This is a genomic window from Roseovarius confluentis, assembly GCF_002917925.1.
GTDB lineage: Bacteria > Pseudomonadota > Alphaproteobacteria > Rhodobacterales > Rhodobacteraceae > Roseovarius > Roseovarius confluentis.
This window is the reverse complement of sequence record NZ_PPFE01000001.1, coordinates 243,626-264,351: the sequence shown is the minus strand read 5'-3', so window position 1 is coordinate 264,351 and position 20,726 is coordinate 243,626. Positions and strand designations below refer to the sequence as shown.

At 64.2% G+C, this 20,726-nt stretch carries 23 protein-coding genes; 8 read left to right on the top strand and 15 right to left on the bottom strand.

The features are described 5' to 3' along the window. Nucleotides 1–4 precede the first annotated feature (4 nt). From C2I35_RS01295 to tsf, 5 genes are all read left to right on the top strand, one after another. Complete coding sequence (locus C2I35_RS01295; RefSeq protein ID WP_103761226.1) at nt 5–1,078, top strand: hypothetical protein; 1,074 nt, start codon at nt 5–7, stop codon at nt 1,076–1,078. Nucleotides 1,079–1,089: 11 nt separating this feature from the next. Next, entirely contained in the window at nt 1,090–1,761 is a 672-nt protein-coding gene (locus C2I35_RS01290; protein WP_146049942.1) for a hypothetical protein, read from the top strand. A 10-nt stretch (nt 1,762–1,771) separates the two neighbouring features. Next, entirely contained in the window at nt 1,772–2,236 is a 465-nt protein-coding gene (locus C2I35_RS01285; RefSeq protein ID WP_170067089.1) for a HEAT repeat domain-containing protein, read from the top strand. A 201-nt stretch (nt 2,237–2,437) separates the two neighbouring features. Then, nucleotides 2,438–3,319, top strand: a complete 882-nt coding sequence (gene rpsB, locus C2I35_RS01280; RefSeq protein WP_103761223.1) for a 30S ribosomal protein S2 — start codon at nt 2,438–2,440, stop codon at nt 3,317–3,319. Nucleotides 3,320–3,407: 88 nt separating this feature from the next. Then, on the top strand, nt 3,408–4,283 hold the full coding sequence (tsf, locus tag C2I35_RS01275) for a translation elongation factor Ts (RefSeq protein ID WP_103761222.1): 876 nt from the start codon (nt 3,408–3,410) through the stop codon (nt 4,281–4,283). Between the two features lie 658 nt (nt 4,284–4,941). Here tsf and C2I35_RS01270 read toward each other — a convergent pair. Next, nucleotides 4,942–5,697, bottom strand: coding sequence for a LuxR family transcriptional regulator (locus C2I35_RS01270; protein WP_103761221.1), 756 nt, complete (start codon nt 5,695–5,697; stop codon nt 4,942–4,944). Next, a complete protein-coding gene (gene aroQ, locus C2I35_RS01265; protein WP_103761220.1) occupies nt 5,694–6,137 on the bottom strand; it encodes a type II 3-dehydroquinate dehydratase in 444 nt (147 codons plus the stop codon). The genes C2I35_RS01270 and aroQ overlap by 4 nt, the downstream gene beginning before the upstream one ends. A gap of 331 nt (nt 6,138–6,468) precedes the next feature. On the opposite strand from aroQ, the gene C2I35_RS01260 reads away from it, so the two are divergent. Continuing rightward, nucleotides 6,469–6,858: a DoxX family protein gene (locus tag C2I35_RS01260; protein WP_103761219.1), complete on the top strand. Its 390-nt coding sequence runs from the start codon at nt 6,469–6,471 to the stop codon at nt 6,856–6,858. 40 nt (nt 6,859–6,898) lie between these two features. Here the strand turns inward: C2I35_RS01260 and C2I35_RS01255 are convergent, their stop codons facing one another. Next, on the bottom strand, nt 6,899–8,122 hold the full coding sequence (locus tag C2I35_RS01255; protein WP_103761218.1) for an acyl-CoA dehydrogenase: 1,224 nt from the start codon (nt 8,120–8,122) through the stop codon (nt 6,899–6,901). A 105-nt stretch (nt 8,123–8,227) separates the two neighbouring features. On the opposite strand from C2I35_RS01255, the gene C2I35_RS01250 reads away from it, so the two are divergent. Then, nucleotides 8,228–9,136: a LysR substrate-binding domain-containing protein gene (locus C2I35_RS01250; protein WP_103761217.1), complete on the top strand. Its 909-nt coding sequence runs from the start codon at nt 8,228–8,230 to the stop codon at nt 9,134–9,136. Nucleotides 9,137–9,278: 142 nt separating this feature from the next. Here the strand turns inward: C2I35_RS01250 and phoB are convergent, their stop codons facing one another. From phoB to C2I35_RS01195, 10 genes are all read right to left on the bottom strand, one after another. Then, entirely contained in the window at nt 9,279–9,968 is a 690-nt protein-coding gene (gene phoB, locus C2I35_RS01245; RefSeq protein WP_103761216.1) for a phosphate regulon transcriptional regulator PhoB, read from the bottom strand. Nucleotides 9,969–9,986: 18 nt separating this feature from the next. Further along, nucleotides 9,987–10,712: a phosphate signaling complex protein PhoU gene (gene phoU / locus C2I35_RS01240; protein ID WP_103761215.1), complete on the bottom strand. Its 726-nt coding sequence runs from the start codon at nt 10,710–10,712 to the stop codon at nt 9,987–9,989. A gap of 12 nt (nt 10,713–10,724) precedes the next feature. Further along, nucleotides 10,725–11,522, bottom strand: a complete 798-nt coding sequence (pstB, locus tag C2I35_RS01235) for a phosphate ABC transporter ATP-binding protein PstB (protein WP_103761214.1) — start codon at nt 11,520–11,522, stop codon at nt 10,725–10,727. A 14-nt stretch (nt 11,523–11,536) separates the two neighbouring features. Beyond that, complete coding sequence (gene pstA / locus C2I35_RS01230; protein ID WP_103761213.1) at nt 11,537–12,871, bottom strand: phosphate ABC transporter permease PstA; 1,335 nt, start codon at nt 12,869–12,871, stop codon at nt 11,537–11,539. Then, nucleotides 12,868–14,340, bottom strand: a complete 1,473-nt coding sequence (pstC, locus tag C2I35_RS01225) for a phosphate ABC transporter permease subunit PstC (protein ID WP_103761212.1) — start codon at nt 14,338–14,340, stop codon at nt 12,868–12,870. Before pstC ends, pstA begins: the two co-directional genes overlap by 4 nt. Nucleotides 14,341–14,423: 83 nt before the next feature. Beyond that, nucleotides 14,424–15,464, bottom strand: coding sequence for a substrate-binding domain-containing protein (locus C2I35_RS01220; RefSeq protein WP_103761211.1), 1,041 nt, complete (start codon nt 15,462–15,464; stop codon nt 14,424–14,426). A 182-nt stretch (nt 15,465–15,646) separates the two neighbouring features. Continuing rightward, entirely contained in the window at nt 15,647–16,705 is a 1,059-nt protein-coding gene (locus C2I35_RS01215) for an ATP-binding protein (protein ID WP_103761210.1), read from the bottom strand. After that, on the bottom strand, nt 16,702–17,232 hold the full coding sequence (locus tag C2I35_RS01210) for a gamma carbonic anhydrase family protein (RefSeq protein ID WP_103761209.1): 531 nt from the start codon (nt 17,230–17,232) through the stop codon (nt 16,702–16,704). Before C2I35_RS01210 ends, C2I35_RS01215 begins: the two co-directional genes overlap by 4 nt. Next, on the bottom strand, nt 17,233–17,871 hold the full coding sequence (gene gmk / locus C2I35_RS01205) for a guanylate kinase (RefSeq protein ID WP_103761208.1): 639 nt from the start codon (nt 17,869–17,871) through the stop codon (nt 17,233–17,235). 225 nt (nt 17,872–18,096) lie between these two features. Beyond that, the gene (locus C2I35_RS01195; protein ID WP_103761843.1) at nt 18,097–18,975 is read right to left on the bottom strand and encodes a YicC/YloC family endoribonuclease; all 879 of its coding nucleotides are present in this window, start codon (nt 18,973–18,975) and stop codon (nt 18,097–18,099) included. 362 nt (nt 18,976–19,337) lie between these two features. On the opposite strand from C2I35_RS01195, the gene C2I35_RS01190 reads away from it, so the two are divergent. Then, nucleotides 19,338–20,039: a PAS domain-containing protein gene (locus tag C2I35_RS01190; RefSeq protein WP_103761206.1), complete on the top strand. Its 702-nt coding sequence runs from the start codon at nt 19,338–19,340 to the stop codon at nt 20,037–20,039. Here C2I35_RS01190 and C2I35_RS01185 read toward each other — a convergent pair. Both C2I35_RS01185 and C2I35_RS22385 read right to left on the bottom strand, forming a co-directional pair. Beyond that, nucleotides 20,027–20,452, bottom strand: a complete 426-nt coding sequence (locus C2I35_RS01185) for a pyridoxamine 5'-phosphate oxidase family protein (protein ID WP_245890357.1) — start codon at nt 20,450–20,452, stop codon at nt 20,027–20,029. The genes C2I35_RS01190 and C2I35_RS01185 overlap by 13 nt on opposite strands. After that, entirely contained in the window at nt 20,419–20,652 is a 234-nt protein-coding gene (locus tag C2I35_RS22385) for a hypothetical protein (RefSeq protein WP_245890356.1), read from the bottom strand. Before C2I35_RS22385 ends, C2I35_RS01185 begins: the two co-directional genes overlap by 34 nt. Nucleotides 20,653–20,726: the final 74 nt, after the last annotated feature.

Genomic DNA, 20,726 nt, shown 5'->3' with positions numbered 1-20,726 from the left:
TTTCATGGCTATCTCGATCAATTCAAACACCGGAAACATCTCGGCAGGCGGTGACAACACCGATGGTGACCTGCTTTTGAACGCCAATGACGGCACGCGGCGCATTCACCTGGATGCGGGCAGCGGCAACGCGTATCTGGGTGGCAACGGTGCCGACGGGGACCTGGTGCTTATGCCCGCCGGGGCGACCAGCCAATCGGCCTCGGCGGGTACAATCCACATGAGCGGCGACTCGGGCAACTATCGCGCCGGGGGCAATGGCGCGGACGGGGATATTACGCTGAATTCGAACAGTGGCGACCGGCGCATCCATCTCGATGCGGGCGGCGGCAACCTGTGGCTGGGGGCGAATGGCGCCGACGGCGACCTAGTTCTTTTGCCAAGTGGTGCGACCACCCAATCGACCGCCGCGGCGACAATCCACATGAGCGGCGACTCCGGTAACTACCGCGCTGGCGGTAATGGTGCCGACGGAGATATCACGCTGCAGGCCGATAACGGCGACGACCGCATCCGGCTGGACGCGGGAGGGGGCAACATGTGGATCGGTGGGAATGGCGCCGACGGCGACATCGTGGTGTTCGCTTCGGACGGGGACAACACGACGCTGAGCCAGGCCACGATCCATATCAATGGCGACGCCGGTGACATCATCATGCAGAACGCCGACTTCGCCGAGGATTTCGACGTGGCCGCCTGTGCCGTGGCCGAAGCAAGCCCCGGCACGGTCATGTCGCTCACCGATGACGGATCGCTGGTACCGTGCGAGCGCGGCTATGATCCGAGGGTCGTGGGCGTGATCTCGGGCGCCGGAGACTTCAAGCCGGGGATCGTCATGGACAAGCGCCACGACGTCGAGGACCGGATGCCGATCGCTCTGGTCGGCAAGGTCTATTGCAAGGTCGATGCGCGCATGGCCGCGATTTCGGTCGGAGACCTGCTGACCTCGGCGGACATGCCGGGCCACGCGATGAAGGCGGTCGACCGCGAGCGCGCATTCGGCGCCGTGCTGGGCAAGGCGCTGGCACCGCTGGAGCAGGGCACCGGCCTGATCCCGGTCCTGGTCAACCTGCAATAGGAGGCCGGGACATGAGTGCAAGCATCAGAAACGTGGCGGACACGTGCCTGGACAAGACCGGGCGCCTGTCGCTGCGCGAGGACATCCTTGGCGTCTATGCCAATGACAATCCCCGCAACCGGTCGGTCCTGGCGCAGATGGACCGCATCCAGAACATGCCCTTCGTCAAGGTGGCGCTGGTCACGATCCAGGGGGCCACGCCCCAGATTCAGCGCGACCTGGACAATGGCAATGACGTTTACCAGAATGAGTGCGATGTCTGGATCTATCCCACGGACAGCATAACCGTGAACAACCCCGGGCTGCTGGTGTTCGAGCAGGACGATTGCCGGGGCAGCGGGCACAGTGTGAGCGACGACGAGGACGAACTGTTCGACCTGGGCCGGAACCTGGGTGCGAATATCGTCGGGTATTACGTCAACAACCCCAGCCCGTTCGGCTGTGCCGCGCACCCGTCCGACCGGCGCGGATTCTGGGTGGGGCCGGGGGCGTCGCCCTGGACTTGGGTGCATGAATTGACCCACGTTGTCGGGGACAATCCCCATATCGACAGCGATGACAGTTGCGACCTGACGAACCTGATGACCGGGTGCGGCACCAACAACATCAACGTCGCGCTGCCCAACCTGAACAACACGCAATGCGACAACATCAACGACGACGACGATGTCGAGGAATGCTGAGGAGGCAACAATGGCAGAGCTAGACAACATTGCCGAGCGCATGCTGGCCACCGATTGTGGCCATTCGCTGGAGGAACTGGCCCGCAAGGCGACGGCCGAGGACCTTGCCGCGCTGGTCCGGGTGATCGAGGAGAACAGCGCACCCGATGCCCGGAAGATCCGTGCGATGTTCGTGCTGGGGCGCATGAACAAGAAGGAAGCGGTGCAACCGATTTTGAAAGCGCTGCCCAAGCTGGACACGGGCGGAAAGCTTGCGGCTGCGGATGCGCTTGGCCGTCTGGGCGGAGCCAAGGCTCGGGGTGAGTTGGTCAAGATGACGGCAGCAGATGATGCTCAGATCCGCAAGGTTGCTTCGCAGGCGCTGGCACGGATCGGAGACAAGGCGGCAATGGACCGGTTGAAGGAGATCGCCGAGAGCGATGCCGAAGCCTTTGTGCGCCGTGCCGCCCGAAAGAAACTGGACCGCGCGAAATAGACCCGCGCGGGCGCCGACGCTGCGCGGCGCACGGCCTTTCCAACAACGCTCTTGCAAAGCGATCGGCTTTGGTTTAGGTCCGCGCCATTCAATCCCGCAGGTATGGGCGGGCTTTTCGGGGGAGACATCCCCGGAAGTCCACCGGTTGAAGCATCCGCTTCTCATCCCGTACCGAGGCGCAAACCGGAAAGGAAAAAGACCATGGCTCTTCCAGAGTTCTCCATGCGTCAGCTGCTTGAAGCTGGCGTTCACTTCGGCCACCAGACGCAGCGTTGGAACCCCCGTATGGGCGAGTTCATCTATGGCGCGCGCAATGGCATCCACATCATGGACCTGACGCAGACCGTGCCGATGCTCGACGCGGCGCTGAACGTCATCCGCGAGACCGTGGCCAAGAACGGCCGCGTGCTGTTCGTGGGCACCAAGCGGCAGGCCAGCGCGCCGATCGCCGAAGCCGCTGAAAAATGCGCGCAATACTACATGAACCACCGCTGGCTGGGCGGCACGCTGACCAACTGGCAGACCGTGAGCCAGTCGATCAAGCGCCTGAACGAGATCGACGAGATCATGGAAGGCGGCGCCGAGGGGCTGACCAAGAAAGAGCGTCTGGGCCTTGAGCGCGACCAGGAGAAGCTGAACGCGTCGCTGGGCGGTATCCGCCAGATGGGTGGCGTGCCCGACCTGCTGTTCGTGATCGACGTCAAGAAAGAATCGCTGGCCGTGGCGGAAGCCAACAAGCTGGGCATTCCCGTGGTCGCCGTGGTCGACACCAACTGCTCGCCCGATGGCATCGACTACATCATCCCCGGCAACGACGACGCGGCACGCGCGATCTCGCTTTACTGCGACCTGGTGTCCCGCGCCGCGCTGGACGGCATGTCGGCGCAGATGGGTGCGGCCGGTATCGACGTGGGCGCGATGGAAGAGGCCCCGACCGAGGAAGCCGTGAGCGAAGCGCCGGCCCCGGCCGCCGAAGCGCCCGCACCGAGCGACGAGGCGATGCACGACGACTCCATGTCCAAGGACGCGCCGCTGGACATCGAGTCCGCCGAAGAGGTCAAGAAAGAGGCCGCTGACAGCTGAGCCTGTCACGAAACCTATACCTTGTTGATATAACTGGGCGCGGGTCGACCTGCGCCCATGACAGCCCCAATATTCGAGGAGAGCCAAGATGGCGATCACAGCTGCAAGTGTGAAAGAGCTGCGCGACAAGACCGGCGCGGGCATGATGGACGCGAAGAAAGCGCTGACCGAAACCGATGGCGACATGGACGCCGCCGTTGACTGGCTGCGCACCAAGGGCCTGGCGAAAGCCGCCAAGAAATCCGGCCGCACCGCCGCCGAGGGCCTGGTGGCCGTCAGCGTGACCGGTGGCACGGGCGTTGCCGTCGAGGTGAATGCCGAGACCGACTTCGTTGCCAAGAACGCCGATTTCCAGAAGATGGTGGGCGACATTGCCGCCGCCGCCGTGGGCGTGGCCAATATCGACGCGCTGCAATCGGCAGAGATCGGTGGCAAGAGCGTGGCCGACACCATCACCGACAAGATCGCCACGATCGGCGAGAACATGGGCCTGCGCCGCATGGAGAAGATCGAGGGCGACACCGTGGTGAGCTACATCCACAACGCCGCCACCGATGGCATGGGCAAGATCGGCGTGCTGGTCGCCATGAAAGGTGGTGACGAGGCGTTCGGCCGCCAGGTCGCGATGCATATCGCCGCCACCAATCCCGCCGCGCTGAACGAGGCGGAGCTGGATCAGGCCGTTGTCGACAAGGAACGCCAGGTGCAGATCGACATCGCCCGCGAATCCGGTAAGCCGGAGCAGGTAATCGAGAAGATGATCGAGGGCCGCATGAAGAAATACATGTCCGAGATCACGCTGGTGAACCAGTCCTTCGTCATCAACCCCGACGTGACCGTCGGCGCCGCCGCTGCCGAAGCGGGCGCCGAGATCACCGGCTTCATCCGCATGGAAGTGGGCGAGGGGATCGAGAAGAAAGAAGAGAACTTCGCCGAGGAAGTCGCCAAGGCGGCTCAGGGCTGAGCTTGGCTTGACCGTGGGACCGAGGGGCCAGCCCCTCGGGCTACTGGTTCAAAGCGGGGGGCAGCCCCCCGCACCCCTCGGGATATTTCCGGCCAGAGGAAAATGGGCGCGTTCCGAGTCATCGGGGCGCGTTTTTTGCTTGGTTCGACGCAAGAGTTGTTGCTAGATCGGAGCCGGGCAGAGGCGATGGCGTCGCCGGGCCGGGTGGCGTTGTCCTTTCATCACATCCTGTACGCCGGGGCCGTCGGAAGATCGGCGGCCGCGCGATTTGCGTGTCGTATCTGCGCGACGCCTTTGCTTTTGGCGGCAAGCTGCATTGGGCGGGTAGGGCGCCAAGAGAAACGGTGCCGCCCGGGCGGACGACACCGTCATTCCTTGCACCTGAAACGGGATGAGACGGTGCAGGCAAATCCGGCCGGTCCGCCGATGAATAGGCAAACCGACCGGCCTCCGGCAAAACCGGCAGGCCGGTTTCTCCCTGGTATCGCAGAGAGGTCCGACCCATGTTCCCAGGCTTAAAAGCCACCACTCACGGAACGCCCCAATAATGCGACGTAACGTCAATTCGGGGAAGTAAGGGAATCCTTACCAAGTGGTAAAACATGTCGCCAGGAGGGAAGTATTTGAAACTATATTTCGCGCATAGGTTGCGCCGATGTCAGGTTTCGAGCACGAAGATCTGATTCTGGAACGCGGCCTTGAGCACCGCCTGAGCGGTGGTCTCGACGCTCAGGGCCTCGCGCGCGAGGCGCAGGTGCTTTTCCACCGTGGCCGGTGTCAGTTCCATCAGGAGCGCGATGTCCTGGATTGTTTTGCCGTCGCCAACCCAGCCCAACACCTCTTTCTGGCGCCTGGTCAAGGACCGGCCCGGGGCCTCGTAGGGCAGGGTGAGGATGCGCAGATGCACGATGTTGTTGAGCAGGATGATGTCGTCGCCATGCTGTTCCCACAGCGTGTCGCAGGCCGCCTGGTCACGATCGGCATGCGCAGTGAGCGCGACGGCGCCCTTGGTGCGCGGCGACATGGATTTGAAACTGATCGAGTAGCCGCAGGTCACGCCCATCGAGGCGTTGAATTCGACCACCTTGCGTTCCTGCGGGGTCAGCGTATCGGTTTCCAGCATCTCGGCCATGACCCGCCAGGAACAGGCGCCTTCGTTGTCCAGCGCCCAGCGGACCATCGGCGCGTGGTGATAGAGACCGTCGCCGATGAACGTGTCCATGTATTCGGGCGAATGGTTGCTGAGCAGGACAAAATCGTCCGGGTCGCCCAGCGACGTCGACGTCCGGTACCGGGTGAAGCCGTAGATCAGCCGGTCGAAGCCGTAGTCGGCCATTTGCGCGACGTGCATATCCCAGAGCTCTTCGACGCTGGGTGCGTTCAGGAGCGTGTTGAGATGCGCGGTTGAGATCACGTGGTAGCCTCCAGGTGGTTGGCCATGGCCTGAAGCGCGAGCGTGTAGCCATGCGCGCCGAAACCGCAGATCACCCCGAGGGCGACTTTTGCGATGTAGGAGGTGTGACGAAACTCTTCGCGTGCGTGGATATTGCTGAGATGCAGCTCGATCGTGGGGATCCCGACGCTGGAGATCGCGTCCATGAGAGCGATGGAGGTGTGTGTGTAGGCGCCGGCGTTGAGGATGAGGCCGTCATGCGTGCCGCGGGCCTCATGGATCATGTCGACCATCGCGCCCTCGGAATTGGATTGGGCAAAGGCGAGGGTCAGGCCGAGCGACCGGGCCGCCTTGGTGCATTGGGCCTCGATGTCACCCAGCGTCGTGGTCCCGTAGACCTCTGGCTGGCGGGTGCCGAGGAGGTTGAGGTTGGGCCCGTTGAGGATCAGGATGGAAGTCATGTGGCGCGCGTCCTTTCCGCTACGTCATAGACCGTGACATACGGTGGTGTCGAGTGAGAGTTGCGGGGTCTGGCTCTCTGTGCGGCAGTGTGGCATCGTGGCTGACGACTTCGGTACGAGGGTGAGCTGATCCGGTCAAACCTTTGCTGTGTCTGGGTTTTAGCTGGCCGAGGGAGTTTTCCGGGATGCCTACATATTTAACATAATACTGATTATGCGCTTACCACGTATCAGGAAGTGTCCGGTTGGAAACTTCTCGCCCCGTGTTTGCGTGGCTTTACATGACCTGTATCCGCGCATGGACCGGGACACGACGCCAGGGAGACGCTTGATGGCCGCGACAGACCCCACCCCGACCGCAACGCCAGTGACCCTGCGCGTGGGACGCACGTTGATCGCGGTGTTGTTCCTGGCCGGTGCGGTGCAGAAAGCGTTGGGACCAGAGCAAGGCATGGCGCTGCTGGGTAATCTGGGCTTGCCCGGTTGGCTGATCTGGCCCGCGCTGGTGTTCAACGCGGTGGCCGGTCTGGCATTGTTGATGGGATACGCCACGCGTTGGGTGGCGCTGGCGCTGAGCGTCTATTGCATGGTGACGAGCATTTTCCACTTCCAGCCCGAGGATGGCTGGCAGATGTCGATCTTCGTCAAGAACTGGGCAATTGCCGGCGGCCTGCTGGTGCTGAGCGATTACGCGCGGCGGTTCACCGGCAACGGCCCGTAGAGCAGGGCAGTCCCCTGCCCCGCAACGCCTTGTTTCGGCTTCAGAAAAACGCCTGAAGCCCGGTTTGCGCGCGCCCGAGGATAAGCGCGTGCACGTCGTGTGTGCCTTCGTAGGTGTTGACGGTTTCGAGGTTCATCATGTGGCGGATGACGTGGAATTCCTCGGAAATGCCGTTGCCGCCATGCATGTCGCGGGCCTGTCGCGCGATATCGAGCGCCTTGCCGCAATTGTTGCGCTTGATGAGGCTGATCATCTCGGGCGCGGCCTGGGCGTCGTCCATCAGGCGACCGACGCGCAGCGCGGCCTGAAGGCCAAGGGCGATTTCGGTCTGCATGTCGGCCAGTTTCTTTTGAAAGAGCTGGGTCTGGGCCAAGGGACGCTTGAACTGCTTGCGGTCGAGGCCGTATTGGCGCGCGGCGTGCCAGCAGAACTCGGCCGATCCCATGACGCCCCACGCGATGCCGTAGCGGGCGCGGTTGAGACATCCAAAGGGGCCTTTAAGCCCTTGAACATTCGGCAAAAGTGCATCCTCTCCCACCTCGACGCCGTCCATGACGATCTCGCCGGTGATCGAGGCGCGCAAGCTTTGCTTGCCCCCGATCTTGGGGGCGCTGAGGCCTTTCATGCCCTTGTCGAGCACGAAGCCGCGGATCTTGCCGTCATGGGCGTCGGACTTGGCCCAGACGACAAAGACATCAGCGATGGGCGCGTTCGAAATCCACATCTTGGAGCCGGAAATCTTGTAGCCGCCATCGGTCTTCTCGGCGCGGGTTTTCATTGCGGCGGGATCGGAGCCCGCATCGGGCTCGGTGAGGCCGAAACAGCCGATCAGCTCGCCCGAGGCAAGGCCCGGCAGGTATTTCCGGCGCTGTTCCTCGCTGCCATAGGCGTAGATGGGATACATCACGAGGCTGGACTGCACCGACATCATCGAGCGATAGCCGGAGTCGACGCGCTCGATCTCGCGCGCGACGAGGCCGTAGGTGGTGTAATTGGAGCCAAGCCCGCCGTATTCCTCGGGGATGGTGGTGCCCAGAAGGCCCATCTGCCCCATCTCGCGGAAGATGCCCGGATCGGAGGCCTCGGTCGCGTAGGCGTCCTTGACCTTGGTCTGCAGCGTCTCCTGCGCGAAGGTGCGGGCGCTGTCGGCGACCATGCGCTCGTCCTCTTCCAGCTGGGCGTTCAGCAGGAAGGGATCGGCCCAGTCGAACCCGGCGAGGTCGGGCTTGTCCTTGTCGCGCAGTTTGGGGGCGTCGAGGCTCATGGCGGTCTCCTTATACAGGGCGAATGTGCTTTGGCTTGAATTTATCCTGAGATAAGCGCAATAAAAAGCGGCAATTCGGCATATGTTCATGAGGAAACCGCATAGATGTCCCTGCCCCGTCGCTTTCTGCCATCGCTGGGCGCCTTGCGCGCGCTGGAGGCGCTGGAGCGGCTGGGCAGCCTGACGGCGGTGGCCGAGGAGCTGAACCTGAGCCAGAGCGCGGTGAGCCGGCAATTGCAGACGCTGGAGAGCCAGCTGGGCGTGCCGTTGTTCGTGCGCGAAGGGCGGCGCGTGCGGCTGACACCCGAGACCCGGGAATACGCCGGCGAGACGCGCGCGGCGCTGACCCGGATCAGCCAGGCCTCGCTTAAGCTGGCGCTGAACCCCGGGGGCGGCAGTCTGAACCTGGCGATATTGCCGACCTTCGGGATGCGCTGGCTGGTGCCGCGGCTGCCGGAGTTTGCCGCGGCGCATCCGGAAGTGACACTGAACCTGTCGACCCGGTTGAAGCCGTTCAACTTTGCCGCGGAACCGTTTGATGCGGCTATACTTTTCGGGGATGGTGGCTGGCCCGGCACGCAAAGTCTGCGGCTGAAAAGCGAGGCGGTGGTGGCAGTTGCCGCGCCAGCGCTGCTGGAACGGATGCAGGTATCGGGACCGGGCGATGTGCTGTCCCTGCCTCTCATGCATATCGAGACGCGGCCCGAGGCGTGGCGCGCGTGGTTCGCCGCGCACGGTGTCGAGACGGGCACGGTGGCGGGCACGATCTATGACCAGTTCTCGACCATCACGCAGGCCGCCTTGCACGGGCTGGGCGTGGCGCTCTTGCCGGACTACCTGGCCGAACAGGACCTGGCCACGGGCAAGCTGGTGACCGTTTGGGGTGGGCGCACGGACAGCCCGGGCGCCTATCACCTGGTCTGGCCCGAGGAGAAGGCGCAGGACAGCGCGGTGGTGAAGTTCCGCGACTGGCTGGCGCCGCAGGCGGAGGACGAAGACCCCCTGCCCCGGTAACATGTGGCGTGACCCGATTGTGTGGCTGCGCCACGCTTTATTTTTTTGATTTGAGTATTTGGAGCAAGAAAAAGCCGGGCGCATCCTGCTGCTTTTTCTTGCCGAAAATACTCATGTCTCGCCGCCGACCACGGGCGCGCGGTCAGCCGAGGGAATACCCGGCTCCGCGCACCGTGCGCAGCGGGTCGTCGCCGCCATGCTGACAGAGCGCCTTGCGCAGCCGGCCGATATGGACATCGACGGTGCGGGTGTCGACATAGATGTCGCGGCCCCAGACGCGGTCGAGCAGTTGTTCGCGGCTCCAGACGCGGCCCGGTTTTTCCATGAAGGTCGAGAGCAGCCGGAACTCGGTCGGGCCCAGTTTCAGGCCCTCGCCCTTGCGGGTGACGCGGTGGGTCTCGGAATCGAGGATGATATCCTCGTATTCCAGCCGTTCGCCCACGGTCGAGGGCCGGGTGCGGCGCAGTTGCGCGCGGACGCGGGCCATGAGTTCGATGACCGAGTATGGCTTGATCACGTAGTCGTCGGCGCCGGTTTCGAGCCCCCGCACGCGGTCCACCTCCTCGGAGCGGGCCGAGAGCATGATGATGGGCACGTTGCGCGTTTCCGAGCGGGTCTTGAGCTGGCGGCAGACCTCGATGCCCGACACGTTGGGCAACATCCAGTCCAGCAGGATGAGGTCGGGCGCGCCTTCCTCGACCAGCATCAGGGCCTCTTCGCCGTTTTCCGCCTTGGTTACGGCAAAGCCGTCGGCCTCGAGGTTGTAGGCCAGCACTTCGCGCTGTGCCGGTTCATCCTCGACCAGAAGAACGCTGGGCTGTTCGCTTGCCATGACGATTGATGTCCTTCGTTATGCGCCGACCTGGGGCGAGACCTTGGGATCCAGCGATGTCTTGTCGCTCTTGGGGCGGCCGTCCTCCGGCATGGTGCCGGTGACGAGATAGACCACCTGTTCGGCGATGTTGGTGACGTGGTCGCCCATGCGCTCGGTGTTCTTGGCGATGAAATGCAGGTGCATGCAGGGCGTGATGTTGCGCGGGTCTTCCATCATGAAGGTCAGGAACTCGCGGAAGAGCGCGTTGTACATCTGGTCCACGTCGTGGTCGCGCTGGATCACCTCGCGGGCCAGCTCGGCGTCGCGCTGGATATAGGCGTCCAGCACGTCGCGCAGCATGCGTTCGGTCTCGCGGGCCATGCGGCGCAGCGAGGCGGTGGCGCCGGTGATCGGGGTCATCTGCGACAGCACCGTGGTGCGCTTGGCCATGTTCTTGGCGTAATCGCCGATGCGCTCCAGGTTCGAGGCGATTTTCATCACCGTCAGGATGACGCGCAGGTCGATGGCGGTGGGCGCGCGCAGGGCGATGGTCCGCGCGGTTTCCTGGTCGATCTGCTCTTCGAGGTCGTCGATCACGCGGTCGCCGGCACGGACCTTTTCGGCCAGTTCCTCGTCGCGGGTGTCGAGCGAGATGGCGGCGTTCATGATCGCCTCTTCGACCAGGCCGCCCATCTTCATGATTAGCGCCTGGACGGTTTCGAGGTCGCGGTCGAAGGCCGATGAGATGTGTTCGTCGTTCATAGCGTGCGCTCCTTAGCCGATCCGGCCGGTGATGTAGCTTTCGGTGCGGGGATCTTCGGGGTTGGTGAAGATCTTGCCGGTTTCGCCGAATTCCACGAGGTTGCCCAGGTGGAAGAAGGCGGTCTTCTGGCTGACGCGCGCGGCCTGTTGCATCGAGTGGGTCACGATGACCACGGAATACTGCGTGCGCAGCTCGTCGATCAGTTCCTCGACCTGGGCCGTGGCGATGGGGTCGAGCGCTGAACAGGGCTCGTCCATCAGGAGCACTTCGGGCTCCGTCGCGACGGCGCGGGCGATGCAGAGACGCTGCTGCTGGCCGCCCGAAAGCCCGGTGCCGGGCGCTTGCAGGCGGTCCTTGACCTCGTCCCAGATGGCGCCGCGGCGCAGGGCACGTTCGACGATCTCGTCCAGGTCTGCCTTGTTCTTGGCCATGCCGTGGATGCGGGGGCCGTAGGCGATGTTGTCGTAGATCGACTTGGGGAACGGGTTGGGTTTCTGGAACACCATGCCGACCTTGGCGCGCAGTTGCACCGGGTCCACTTTCTTGTCGTAGATATCCTCGCCATCGAGCAGGATATCGCCCTCGACCCGGCAGATGTCGATCGTGTCGTTCATCCGGTTGAGACAGCGCAGGAAGGTGGACTTGCCACAGCCGGACGGCCCGATGAAGGCGGTGACGGTCTTGTCTTCCAGCGCCACGTCCACGTCCTTGATGGCGTGGGTGTCGCCGTAATAGACCTGAACGCCCTTGGCCGAGAATTTGATGTCTTTCTGATCCACGGCTCTCTCCGTATTTGGCGTATCGTACATGGGGAGGTCCCTTTCTACCAGCGGCGCTCGAAGCGGCGGCGCAGGATGATGGCGATGATGTTCATGGTAAGCAGGAAGGCCAGCAGGATGATGATCCCGCCCCAGGCTTTCTCATAGAAGCTGGCGTCGGCGCGGGCGGCCCAGGTGTAGATCTGGGCGGGCATGGCCGAGTTCGGTTCGGTGAAGCCGGCGACGAAGCCGTCGGGGTAGCCGCGGGCGACGAAGCCGACCATGCCGATGAGCAGCAGCGGCGCGGTTTCGCCCAGGGCCTGCGCGAGGCCGATGATGGTGCCGGTCAGGATGCCGGGCATGGCCAGCGGCAGGACGTGGTGAAAGACCGCCTGCATCTTGGACGCCCCGACCCCGAGCGCCGCGTCACGGATCGACGGCGGCACGGATTTGAGCGAGGCGCGGGTCGAGATGATGATCGTCGGCAGGGTCATCAGTGTCAGCACCAGCCCGCCCACCAGCGGGGCCGATTGCGGCAGGTGCATGAACTGGATGAAGACGGCAAGGCCAAGGATGCCGAAGACGATGGAGGGCACGGCGGCGAGATTCGAGATGTTGACCTCGATGAGGTCGGTGAAGCGGTTCTGCGGTGCGAATTCCTCGAGATAGATCGAGGCGGCGACGCCGATGGGCAGCGACAGGACCAGCACCACCAGCATCATGAAGAACGAGCCCACGACCGACGCACCGATGCCCGCGCCGCCGGGGTTGTCCACGCCGGAATCCGCGCCGGTGATGAAGTTCCAGTTGAACTCGGACTTGATGATGCCCGCCTCGGCCATGGCATCCACCAGATCAAGGTCGGAAGCCATGAGGAACCGGCTGTCCTGCATGCTTTCGCGGGTGACGCGACCGTTGAAATAGCCGTCGACGCGCGACGAGGCCGAGAGCGAGAACTCCACCGGCTCGCCAATGCGGTTCTGGTTGCCGGCATAGTATTCGCGCAGGTTGCCGCCGACCTTGCCCAGCAGGCGTTCGATGGCGGCTTCGTCGAAGTCCAGCTCCAGCCCGCGTTCTTCGAGTTGCTGCTGAAGCTGGGTGATGAACAGGTTGGAATAGGCCTTGGTCTTGAAAAGCTGGCCCTCGGCCTCCTCGTACTGTTCCTGCGTGATGGTGAACTCCATCTCCACCACGGTCTGGGTGAAGGCCGGAAGGCCCGAGCGGATGATCGAGAAGAACAGCACCACGAGGAAAAAGAGCCCGATGCCGATGGCCGCCATGCCGTAGGCGCGGAAGCGTTTCTCGGCCGCGTTTCGCCGTTTGGTGTTCGCGTCGATGGTCTTGAGCGAGGAGCGGCCGTGGCCGCCGCCGCTGGCGCCGTTGAGCGTTGCGTCGGTCATTCGTACTGCTCCCGGTATTTGCGCACGATGTAGAGGGCGAAGACGTTGAGCCCCAGCGTGATGACGAAGAGGGTCATGCCCAAGGCGAAGGCGACCAGCGCCTCGGGCGAGGCGAAGTCGGCGTCGCCCGTCAGCTGGCTGACGATCTTGGCGGTGACGGTGGTCATGGCCTCGAACGGGTTGAGGCTGAGCCTTGCCGCGGCCCCTGCCCCCAGAACCACGATCATCGTCTCGCCGATGGCGCGGGACGCGGCCAGCAGGATGGCGCCCACGATGCCCGGCAGCGCGGCGGGCAGCACCACCTGGCGGATGGTTTCCGATTGCGTGGCGCCAAGGCCGTAGGAGCCGTCGCGCATGGACTGGGGCACGGCGTTGATGATGTCGTCGGAAAGCGAGCTGACGAATGGGATGAGCATGATGCCCATCACCAGACCGGCGGTCATGACGGCGGTGCCGGCCTGCATGATGCCAAGCCCGTCATCGCCGAAGACCTTCAGCAACAGCGGGCCGACCGTCAGCAGGGCGAAAAGACCGTAGACGATGGTGGGGATACCCGCCAGCACCTCGAGCAGCGGCTTGGCGACAGAGCGAACCTTGGGCGAGGCGTACTCCGACAGGTAGATGGCGGCGAAAAGCCCGATGGGCACGGCCACGGCCAGCGCCACGATGGAGATGTAGAACGTGCCCCACAGAAGCGGCAGCACGCCGAGGTCGGAACTGCCGCCCCGGCCCGAGAAGCTGGGCGCCCAGTTGGTGCCGAAGAAGAAATCGGACGCGGGATAAAGCCGGAAGAACTCGATCGTGTTGAACACGAGCGACAGGATGATGCCGATCGTGGTCAGGATGGCGATGGAGGCCGCGCCGATCAGCAGCGCGCGGATGCTTTTCTCGACCGTGTTGCGGGCACGGAAATCGCCGTGGGATTCGCGCAGGCCCCAGAGCGCGCCGAGCACGGCCAGCACGAGCACCGCGATGGTCATCATGAGGTTGCCGGTGGCGTTCATGACCCGGTAGCGCTGCGCAGCGTTCAGGATGGGCTGGGTCACCTCGGAGGTGACGATCTGGCCCGCATCCTTGAGCCGCTGTGTGACATCGGCGAGGTCGGCGCGAGCGTTGTTGACGAAGTCTTCGTCCATCAGCCCCTGGGCAATGGCATTGTCGAGGCCTTCGGCGGTGCGGCGGACCTCGGCCATCACCAGCCCCAGCGAGCCCTTGTTGTCGACCGAACGGTCAGGGATCATGCCCGAGATCGTGTTGCCGACCACGATGGGCTGGATCAGCAGCCAGGCGATCATCAGCAGAAAGGCTGGCACGACCACTTTGATCAGGACGTTCGATCCGTAATAGGACGGCAGGGAGTGGAGCTTGCGGTTGTCGCCCTCCACGCTTTGAAGCGCCCGCCCGCGCCCGAGCACATAGCCCGCGGCCGCGACGCCAAGCACGATCAGGAATAGCCAGAGTGTCGGCATGAGCCCCCCATCCGTCTGTCTGGAAAAATTACCTAAAAGGGGTTGGGGGCGGCGGAATATGCCGCCCCCGGAAGGTCAGAGGCTCAGGAGCCGCTGCCCATGGTTTCTTCGGCCTCGACAGCCGACTGCGTGGCCGCCAGTTCCGGGTCCGCGACCAGGCCGTAGTTCGACAGCGGGCCGCCGGGGCCTGCGATCTCGTCGGCGACGAAGAACTGGGCGTACTCTTTCAGGCCGGGGATCACGCCGATATGCGCTTTCTTGACGTAGAAGAACAGCGGGCGCGACACCGGATATTCACCCGAGGCGATGGTGTCGGTCGAGGGCTCGATGCCGCTCATCGTGGCGACCTTCAGTTTGTCGGTGTTGTTCTCGTAGAACGCCAGGCCGAACACGCCGATGCCGTTGGTGTTGGCGTCGATGCGCGCCAGGGTTTCGGTGTAGTCGCCGTCGATATCGACCGACTTGCCGTCCTGACGGACGTCGAGGCACGAGTCCTCGGCTTCGTCTTCGCTCATGCCGCTGTCCAGCATGGCCTGCATCGCGCCGGTTTCCTCGCAGCCGATCAGCAGAACCTTCTCTTCGAAGACTTCGCGGGTGCCGTGCTTGGTGCCGGGGATGAACATCGCGATTTCGGCATCGGGCAGGTCGGAGTTGAACTCGGCCCAGCTTTCGTGGGTGTTCTCGACCAGCTCGCCGTCTTTCAGGACGGTGGCGCCGATGGCGTTGAAGATGTCGGTGGGCTCGAACGCGGTGAACGCGGGACCGGACTGCTGGCTGGCGAAGACAATGCCGTCATAGCCGATGCGCACTTCGATGATGTCGGTCACGCCGTTGTCGGCGCAGGCCTGGATCTCTTTTTCGCGGATGGCGCGCGAGGCGTTCGCCACGTCGATGGTGTTTTCGCCAACGCCTTCGCAGAAGCGTTTCAGGCCAGCCGACGAGCCGCCCGATTCCACGACCGGGGTCGGGAAGTCGGTGTTTTCGCCGAAGAGCTCGGCCACGATCGACGCGTAGGGCAGAACGGTGGAAGAACCGGCAACCTGGACGTTGTCACGTGCAGCGGCAGCGGTGGCCGAAACGGCCGCGATCGCCAGGGTGGAGGCGGTCATTTTCATGAAGGACATATATAGCTCCTGATATCCATGTATCCCGGTCACCTTGCAGCGGGCGACCTTGGCGCTCTGCTACGCCTCGGGCACGACGCTTCTGTTACAGTTTTGTAACGGTTTCATGACAGGCTGCATTTTCCGGGCGTTAAGGACGAATTAATTGAGGTTGACGTCGGGGCGCGAAAATGAGCGGTGCATCAGGTCTGCTGCGCGGTCGGGCGCGAGGGCAGAATCACGTCGAATCGGGTGCCCTGCCCCAGTTCCGAATGCACCTTCAGTCGCCCGCGGTGGCGGTTGACGATGTGCTTGACGATGGCCAGCCCCAGCCCGGTGCCGCCCATCTCGCGCGAGCGGTGGCTGTCGATCCGGTAGAATCGTTCGGTCAGGCGGGGGATGTGCACCTCCTCGATGCCGGGGCCCTGGTCGATGACGGAAATCACCGCCGAGGGGCCGCGCAGCGCGGGGTGATCGGCATGGGCCTCGAGCATCAGGGTGACGGTCTTGCCGGGGCCGCCATACTTGATGGCGTTCTCGATCAGGTTGGTGAGGATCTGATGCAGCTGGTCGGCGTCGCCGGGCACGGTGACGTCGGACAGAGTCGTCTCGAACGCGATCTCGACGCCGGCCTCGTCCGCGATCGGGCGCGTGGCATGGATAACGGCGCGCATCAACCGGACCAGATCGACCCGGTCGGTGGGACGCACGCGTTCCTGCGCCTCGACCCGGCTGAGCGAAAGCAAGTCCTTCACCAGACGCTCCATCCGGCTGGCCTCGACTTGCATGGTGCCCAGGAAACGCTCGGTCGCGGCGGGATCATTGCGCGCCGGGCCGCGCAGGGTTTCGATGAAACCGAGAAGCGCGGTCAAGGGCGTGCGCAATTCGTGGCTGACATTGGCGACGAAATCGCGGCGCATCTGGCCCACCTGTTCAAGATGGGTGACATCCTCGAAACACAAGAGCACGCCGGAGCCCGCCTCGGTCTCGACCGGGCTGCAGGTGACGGCAAAGGCGGTGTCCTGCGTGCCCGCGCTGGAAAGGTAACGTGTCTGGCGCGTCTCGCGGTCGCGCAGGGACGCCTCGACCGCGTCCAGCACGGTGGGCTGGCGAATGGCGGTGATGAAATGGCGGCCGATCAGCCCCGGCCCCAACAAGGCCGCGGCGCGGTCGTTGGCACCGAGAATGCGCTCGCCCCGGCCGATCAGCAACGAGGCCAGGGGAATCGCCTGCAAGAGCGTGGCGATATTGCCCTGGTTCATTCGATCTCGACGCGGCGCATCCCCGCCCGGTAGCGCGCGGCGTTCTTCTGATAATGCAGCGCGGTGGCCTTGAACGCCGCGATGGCCTTGTCGTCCAGGTCGCGCACGATCTTCCCGGGCGCGCCCATCACAAGGCTGCCATCGGGGATCTCCTTGCCCTCGGTGATCAGCGCACAGGCCCCGATCAGGCAGTTCTTGCCGATCTTCGCGCCGTTCAGCACCGTGGCCCCCATGCCGATCAGGGAGTTCTCGCCGATGGTGCAGCCATGCAGCATCGCCTTGTGCCCGATGGTACAACCGCGCCCGATGGTCAGCGGAAAACCCGGGTCGGTGTGCATCACGGTGTTTTCCTGCACGTTGCTGCCCTGCCCCACGACGATGGGCTCGTTGTCGCCGCGCAGCGTGCAGCCGAACCAGACCGAGGCGTTTTCCTCCAGCACCACCTTGCCGATGATGTTGGCGTCAGGCGCGACCCAGGCGCCCTCCTCCAGTTGCGGTATCACGTCGTCAAGCGCGTAAATGGGCATTCATCTCTCCTCGAATTCGGCCTGAAGGCGTTGCACGTGGGCATTCAGGTCGGGCTGTTGCAGGCGGCGCAGGCGGGCGGCCGAGACGATGGTCTTGAGGGCTTTGTCCGTTGTCTCGAGGTCGTCATTGACCAGCACGTAGTCATATTCGCCCCAGTGGCTGATCTCGTCCCAGCTTTTCTGCATCCGCTTGGCGATGGTCTCGGGGCTGTCCTGGCCGCGGGTTTCCAACCGGCGGTGCAGCTCGGTGATGCTGGGCGGCAGGATGAAGATCGACAGGGTATGCGGGCCGAGGACCGAATTCTGGATCTGCTGCGCACCCTGCCAGTCGATATCGAACAAAACGTCGCGGCCTTCGTCGATGGCGGCCTGCACGGGGCCGCGGGGCGAGCCGTAGAAATTGCCGAAGACATGGGCGTGTTCCAGCATCTCGCCGGCCGCCACCTGTTTGCGAAAGGTGCTGTCGTCAAGGAAGTGATAATCCTGCCCGTCCACTTCGCCCGCACGCGGGGGGCGCGTGGTGGCCGAGACGGAAAACGAGATCGTCTCGTCCCAGTCGCGCAGGCGGCGCGACAGCGTGGATTTGCCCGCGCCCGAGGGCGAGGACAGGATGATCAGAAGGCCGCGGCGGTGTTTCATGGGGCCTCCGGTATGGGCGCATGGCCCGGCTTTTTCTTGCCCAAAATACTCATGCAAGCGCCGAAGGCGCGCTGCGGCGACGCCGAAGGTGGCGCAAACCCTTTAGCCGGGAGGTCCCGGGTCATGCCCGGGACAGGCAGGGTCAAGCCCGGGACGTGGTAGCGCAAAGAGGCCAGGAGATCCCGGATCAAGTCCGGGATGACCTGCAAAATTTTGTTTTGCAGGTCACTCCACATTCTGCACCTGTTCGCGCATCTGCTCTATCACGCTTTTCAGCTCCAGCCCGACGCTGGTCAGGTCGCTGCTTTGGGCCTTGGAACACAGCGTGTTGGCCTCGCGGTTGAATTCCTGCGCGAGGAAATCGAGCTTGCGGCCCGCGGGGCTGCCCCCGGCGATAAGGTCGCGGGCGGCAGCGACGTGGCTGCGCAGGCGGTCGATCTCCTCGGTGACGTCGGACTTGACCGCCAGCACCGCCAGTTCCTGGGCGATGCGGGCTTCCTCGATGCCGTCGGTGTTGTCCATCACGTGCTGAAGCGCGGCACGGAAATTGGCCTCGGTCTCGGGGCGGCGGGCCTCGGCGGCGGTGGCGGCGGCGTCCGTCAGCGCGGCGATCCGGTCCAGCTGGCCGGTCAGAACCTCGGCCAGCGCCACGCCTTCGCGGCGGCGCATCGACTGGAAACTGCTGAGCACGGTTTCGAAATCGGCCACCAGCGCCTTGCCCAGGGCGGCGGTATCCTCGTCCTGCGCGCCCGGCTCGAACACGCCGCGCAAGCCCAGCACATCGGCGGCGTTGGCGGGCGCGAGCGACAGGCCAAGCGCCATGGCGCGGGATTCGATCTCGGTCATTGCCGCCAGCACGTTGTCCAGTTGGGCCGTGTCCAGTTGCGCGGCGGCGCCGCCATCCTGGGCCTGCAGCTTCAGCGACAAGGTGACATTGCCACGCCCGAGCGCCTTGGTCAGGCGTGCGCGCAAGGCGGGCTCAAGCCCGTCGATCCAGTCCGGCACCCGCAGCCGCAGATCCAGTCCGCGCCCGTTGACCGCGCGCAAGTCCCATGTCCAGCCGAAGCGGCCATGCATTCCCTGCCCCGAGGCATAGCCGGTCATGGAGTTCAGCTGCGCGGGGGCTTGGGTCACGGTCATTTGATCCTTTGCGGGGCGGGCCGCGAAAGGCCCGTTGTTGCAATGGTTTCCTAGTGCGTCGGCGGCCTGTTCGCAAGCGTCACGCGACGCCGGGCGTTAACCACTCGGCAAGAAAGTTGAACAAAATCGGGCGGAAATGTGGCAAGCTTGTTTCAAGTTGAACTGCATCCGATTCAAGTTGAGCCTTTCAGGTGGATCGGGCCGCAGGGACGCGCCGGGGCGGCTTGCCTCGGTCGCGGAACCGCAGGACCGGGGCGGGTGGCCCTGGTGACGGGATTGAAAATTGAGTGGCGAGACCGGCCCCTGCGCCGGATGGGGAAAGACCGATGAAGGATGATTCTGGAAGCTCATTTTTGGACAAGTTTGCCGATCTGCGGCCCTCGGGCAGCGGCGGTCACAGCGCCCGCGTCGAGGCCGATCTGCAAAAGTTCGTCGGCTACTGGTCGGGGATGCGCCGGGGCGGCGACGTGCCGCTGCGCACCGAGATCGATCCGCGCGGCATCGAAAGCCTGCTGAGCAACGCCTTCATTGTCGAAAAGGTCGCCCCCGGCATCGCCCGGCTTCGGATCGCCGGCACGCATCTGTCGGACGTGATGGGCATGGAAGTACGCGGCATGCCCCTGTCGGCGCTGATCGCGCCCGAGGATCGGGGGCAGTTGGCCGACGCGATGGTCGACCTGTTCGAGCGGCCCGCGACGCTGCGGATTGACCTGACAGCGCCCGGCGGCCTGCGCCGCGCGGCGATGGCCGCGACGCTGATCGTGCTGCCGCTGCGCAGCGACCTCGGAGATATCTCGCGTGCGCTGGGGTGTTTCGTGTCCTCGGGGCCGATCGGCACCACGCCGCGCCGGTTCAAGATCGTGGAGAGCAAGGTGACGCCGCTGGACCTGACCGACACCAAGGCCACCGGATTCAGTGAAGAGCAGGCGCCACTGGCCGCCCCTGCCCCGAAGGACCGCCAGGAGCAGTCCGCGGACCTGTCACATCCCAGCGAGCGGCCCTACCTGCGGTTGGTTCACAGCGACTGAGCCGCGTCCAGCCGGGCCTTGAGAGCGGCGTTCTCGGATCGCAGATCGGCCAGTTCCTGCTGGAACGGCGCGAGGATGGGGTCGAGTTCCTCCATGGTCAGACGGACGGGAATGTGCTGCGGGCAATTCCAGTCGAAGCCTTCGACGGTGATGACCACGGCCCGTTCTGGGCGCGCCTTGTAGCCCTCGTCCATCAGTCGGGAAATCAGGTCGGGATCGTCGCTGATCCTCACGCGGCCCAGGATCTTGAGCCGGGCGCTGTTGGGGTAGTCCATCAGGATAAGCGAGATACGGTCGTTGTCCGCCAGGTTGCCGGTGGAGATATATTGGCGGTTGCCGCGATAATCCGCATAGCCCAGCGTCTGGTCATCCAGCATTTTCAGAAAGCCGCGCGGGCCGCCGCGAAACTGCACATAGGGCCAGCCCGTGGCGCTGACCGTGGCTTGGTAGAAGCCGTCGCGCAGGGCGATGAACTGTGCCTCGTTGGGCCAAGACGGTCGTCGGCGGGGGCCTCGGGGGCAAGGCTGCGGGCGTACATCGCCGCCGAGCCCTGTTTTTCCTGCATGGCGCGGACCGCGTCGGTGAAGGCGAGTTCGTGGAAGGTCTTGGCCAATGTCTTGCGTCCTTTCCGGTGCTTCTGGCCGCTAGATCGGCATGCGCGTCGGTTTTCGCAAATCACGAGGCCGC

Coding starts and splice junctions, on each gene's coding strand:
- C2I35_RS01295 (WP_103761226.1), top strand. CDS start 5: ATGGCTATCTCGATCAATTCAAACACCGGAAACATCTCGGCAGGCGGT.
- C2I35_RS01290 (WP_146049942.1), top strand. CDS start 1,090: ATGAGTGCAAGCATCAGAAACGTGGCGGACACGTGCCTGGACAAGACC.
- C2I35_RS01285 (WP_170067089.1), top strand. CDS start 1,772: ATGGCAGAGCTAGACAACATTGCCGAGCGCATGCTGGCCACCGATTGT.
- rpsB (WP_103761223.1), top strand. CDS start 2,438: ATGGCTCTTCCAGAGTTCTCCATGCGTCAGCTGCTTGAAGCTGGCGTT.
- tsf (WP_103761222.1), top strand. CDS start 3,408: ATGGCGATCACAGCTGCAAGTGTGAAAGAGCTGCGCGACAAGACCGGC.
- aroQ (WP_103761220.1), bottom strand. CDS start 6,137: ATGACTTCCATCCTGATCCTCAACGGGCCCAACCTCAACCTCCTCGGC.
- C2I35_RS01260 (WP_103761219.1), top strand. CDS start 6,469: ATGGCCGCGACAGACCCCACCCCGACCGCAACGCCAGTGACCCTGCGC.
- C2I35_RS01255 (WP_103761218.1), bottom strand. CDS start 8,122: ATGAGCCTCGACGCCCCCAAACTGCGCGACAAGGACAAGCCCGACCTC.
- C2I35_RS01250 (WP_103761217.1), top strand. CDS start 8,228: ATGTCCCTGCCCCGTCGCTTTCTGCCATCGCTGGGCGCCTTGCGCGCG.
- phoB (WP_103761216.1), bottom strand. CDS start 9,968: ATGGCAAGCGAACAGCCCAGCGTTCTTCTGGTCGAGGATGAACCGGCA.
- phoU (WP_103761215.1), bottom strand. CDS start 10,712: ATGAACGACGAACACATCTCATCGGCCTTCGACCGCGACCTCGAAACC.
- pstB (WP_103761214.1), bottom strand. CDS start 11,522: ATGTACGATACGCCAAATACGGAGAGAGCCGTGGATCAGAAAGACATC.
- pstA (WP_103761213.1), bottom strand. CDS start 12,871: ATGACCGACGCAACGCTCAACGGCGCCAGCGGCGGCGGCCACGGCCGC.
- pstC (WP_103761212.1), bottom strand. CDS start 14,340: ATGCCGACACTCTGGCTATTCCTGATCGTGCTTGGCGTCGCGGCCGCG.
- C2I35_RS01220 (WP_103761211.1), bottom strand. CDS start 15,464: ATGTCCTTCATGAAAATGACCGCCTCCACCCTGGCGATCGCGGCCGTT.
- C2I35_RS01215 (WP_103761210.1), bottom strand. CDS start 16,705: ATGAACCAGGGCAATATCGCCACGCTCTTGCAGGCGATTCCCCTGGCC.
- C2I35_RS01210 (WP_103761209.1), bottom strand. CDS start 17,232: ATGCCCATTTACGCGCTTGACGACGTGATACCGCAACTGGAGGAGGGC.
- gmk (WP_103761208.1), bottom strand. CDS start 17,871: ATGAAACACCGCCGCGGCCTTCTGATCATCCTGTCCTCGCCCTCGGGC.
- C2I35_RS01195 (WP_103761843.1), bottom strand. CDS start 18,975: ATGACCGGCTATGCCTCGGGGCAGGGAATGCATGGCCGCTTCGGCTGG.
- C2I35_RS01190 (WP_103761206.1), top strand. CDS start 19,338: ATGAAGGATGATTCTGGAAGCTCATTTTTGGACAAGTTTGCCGATCTG.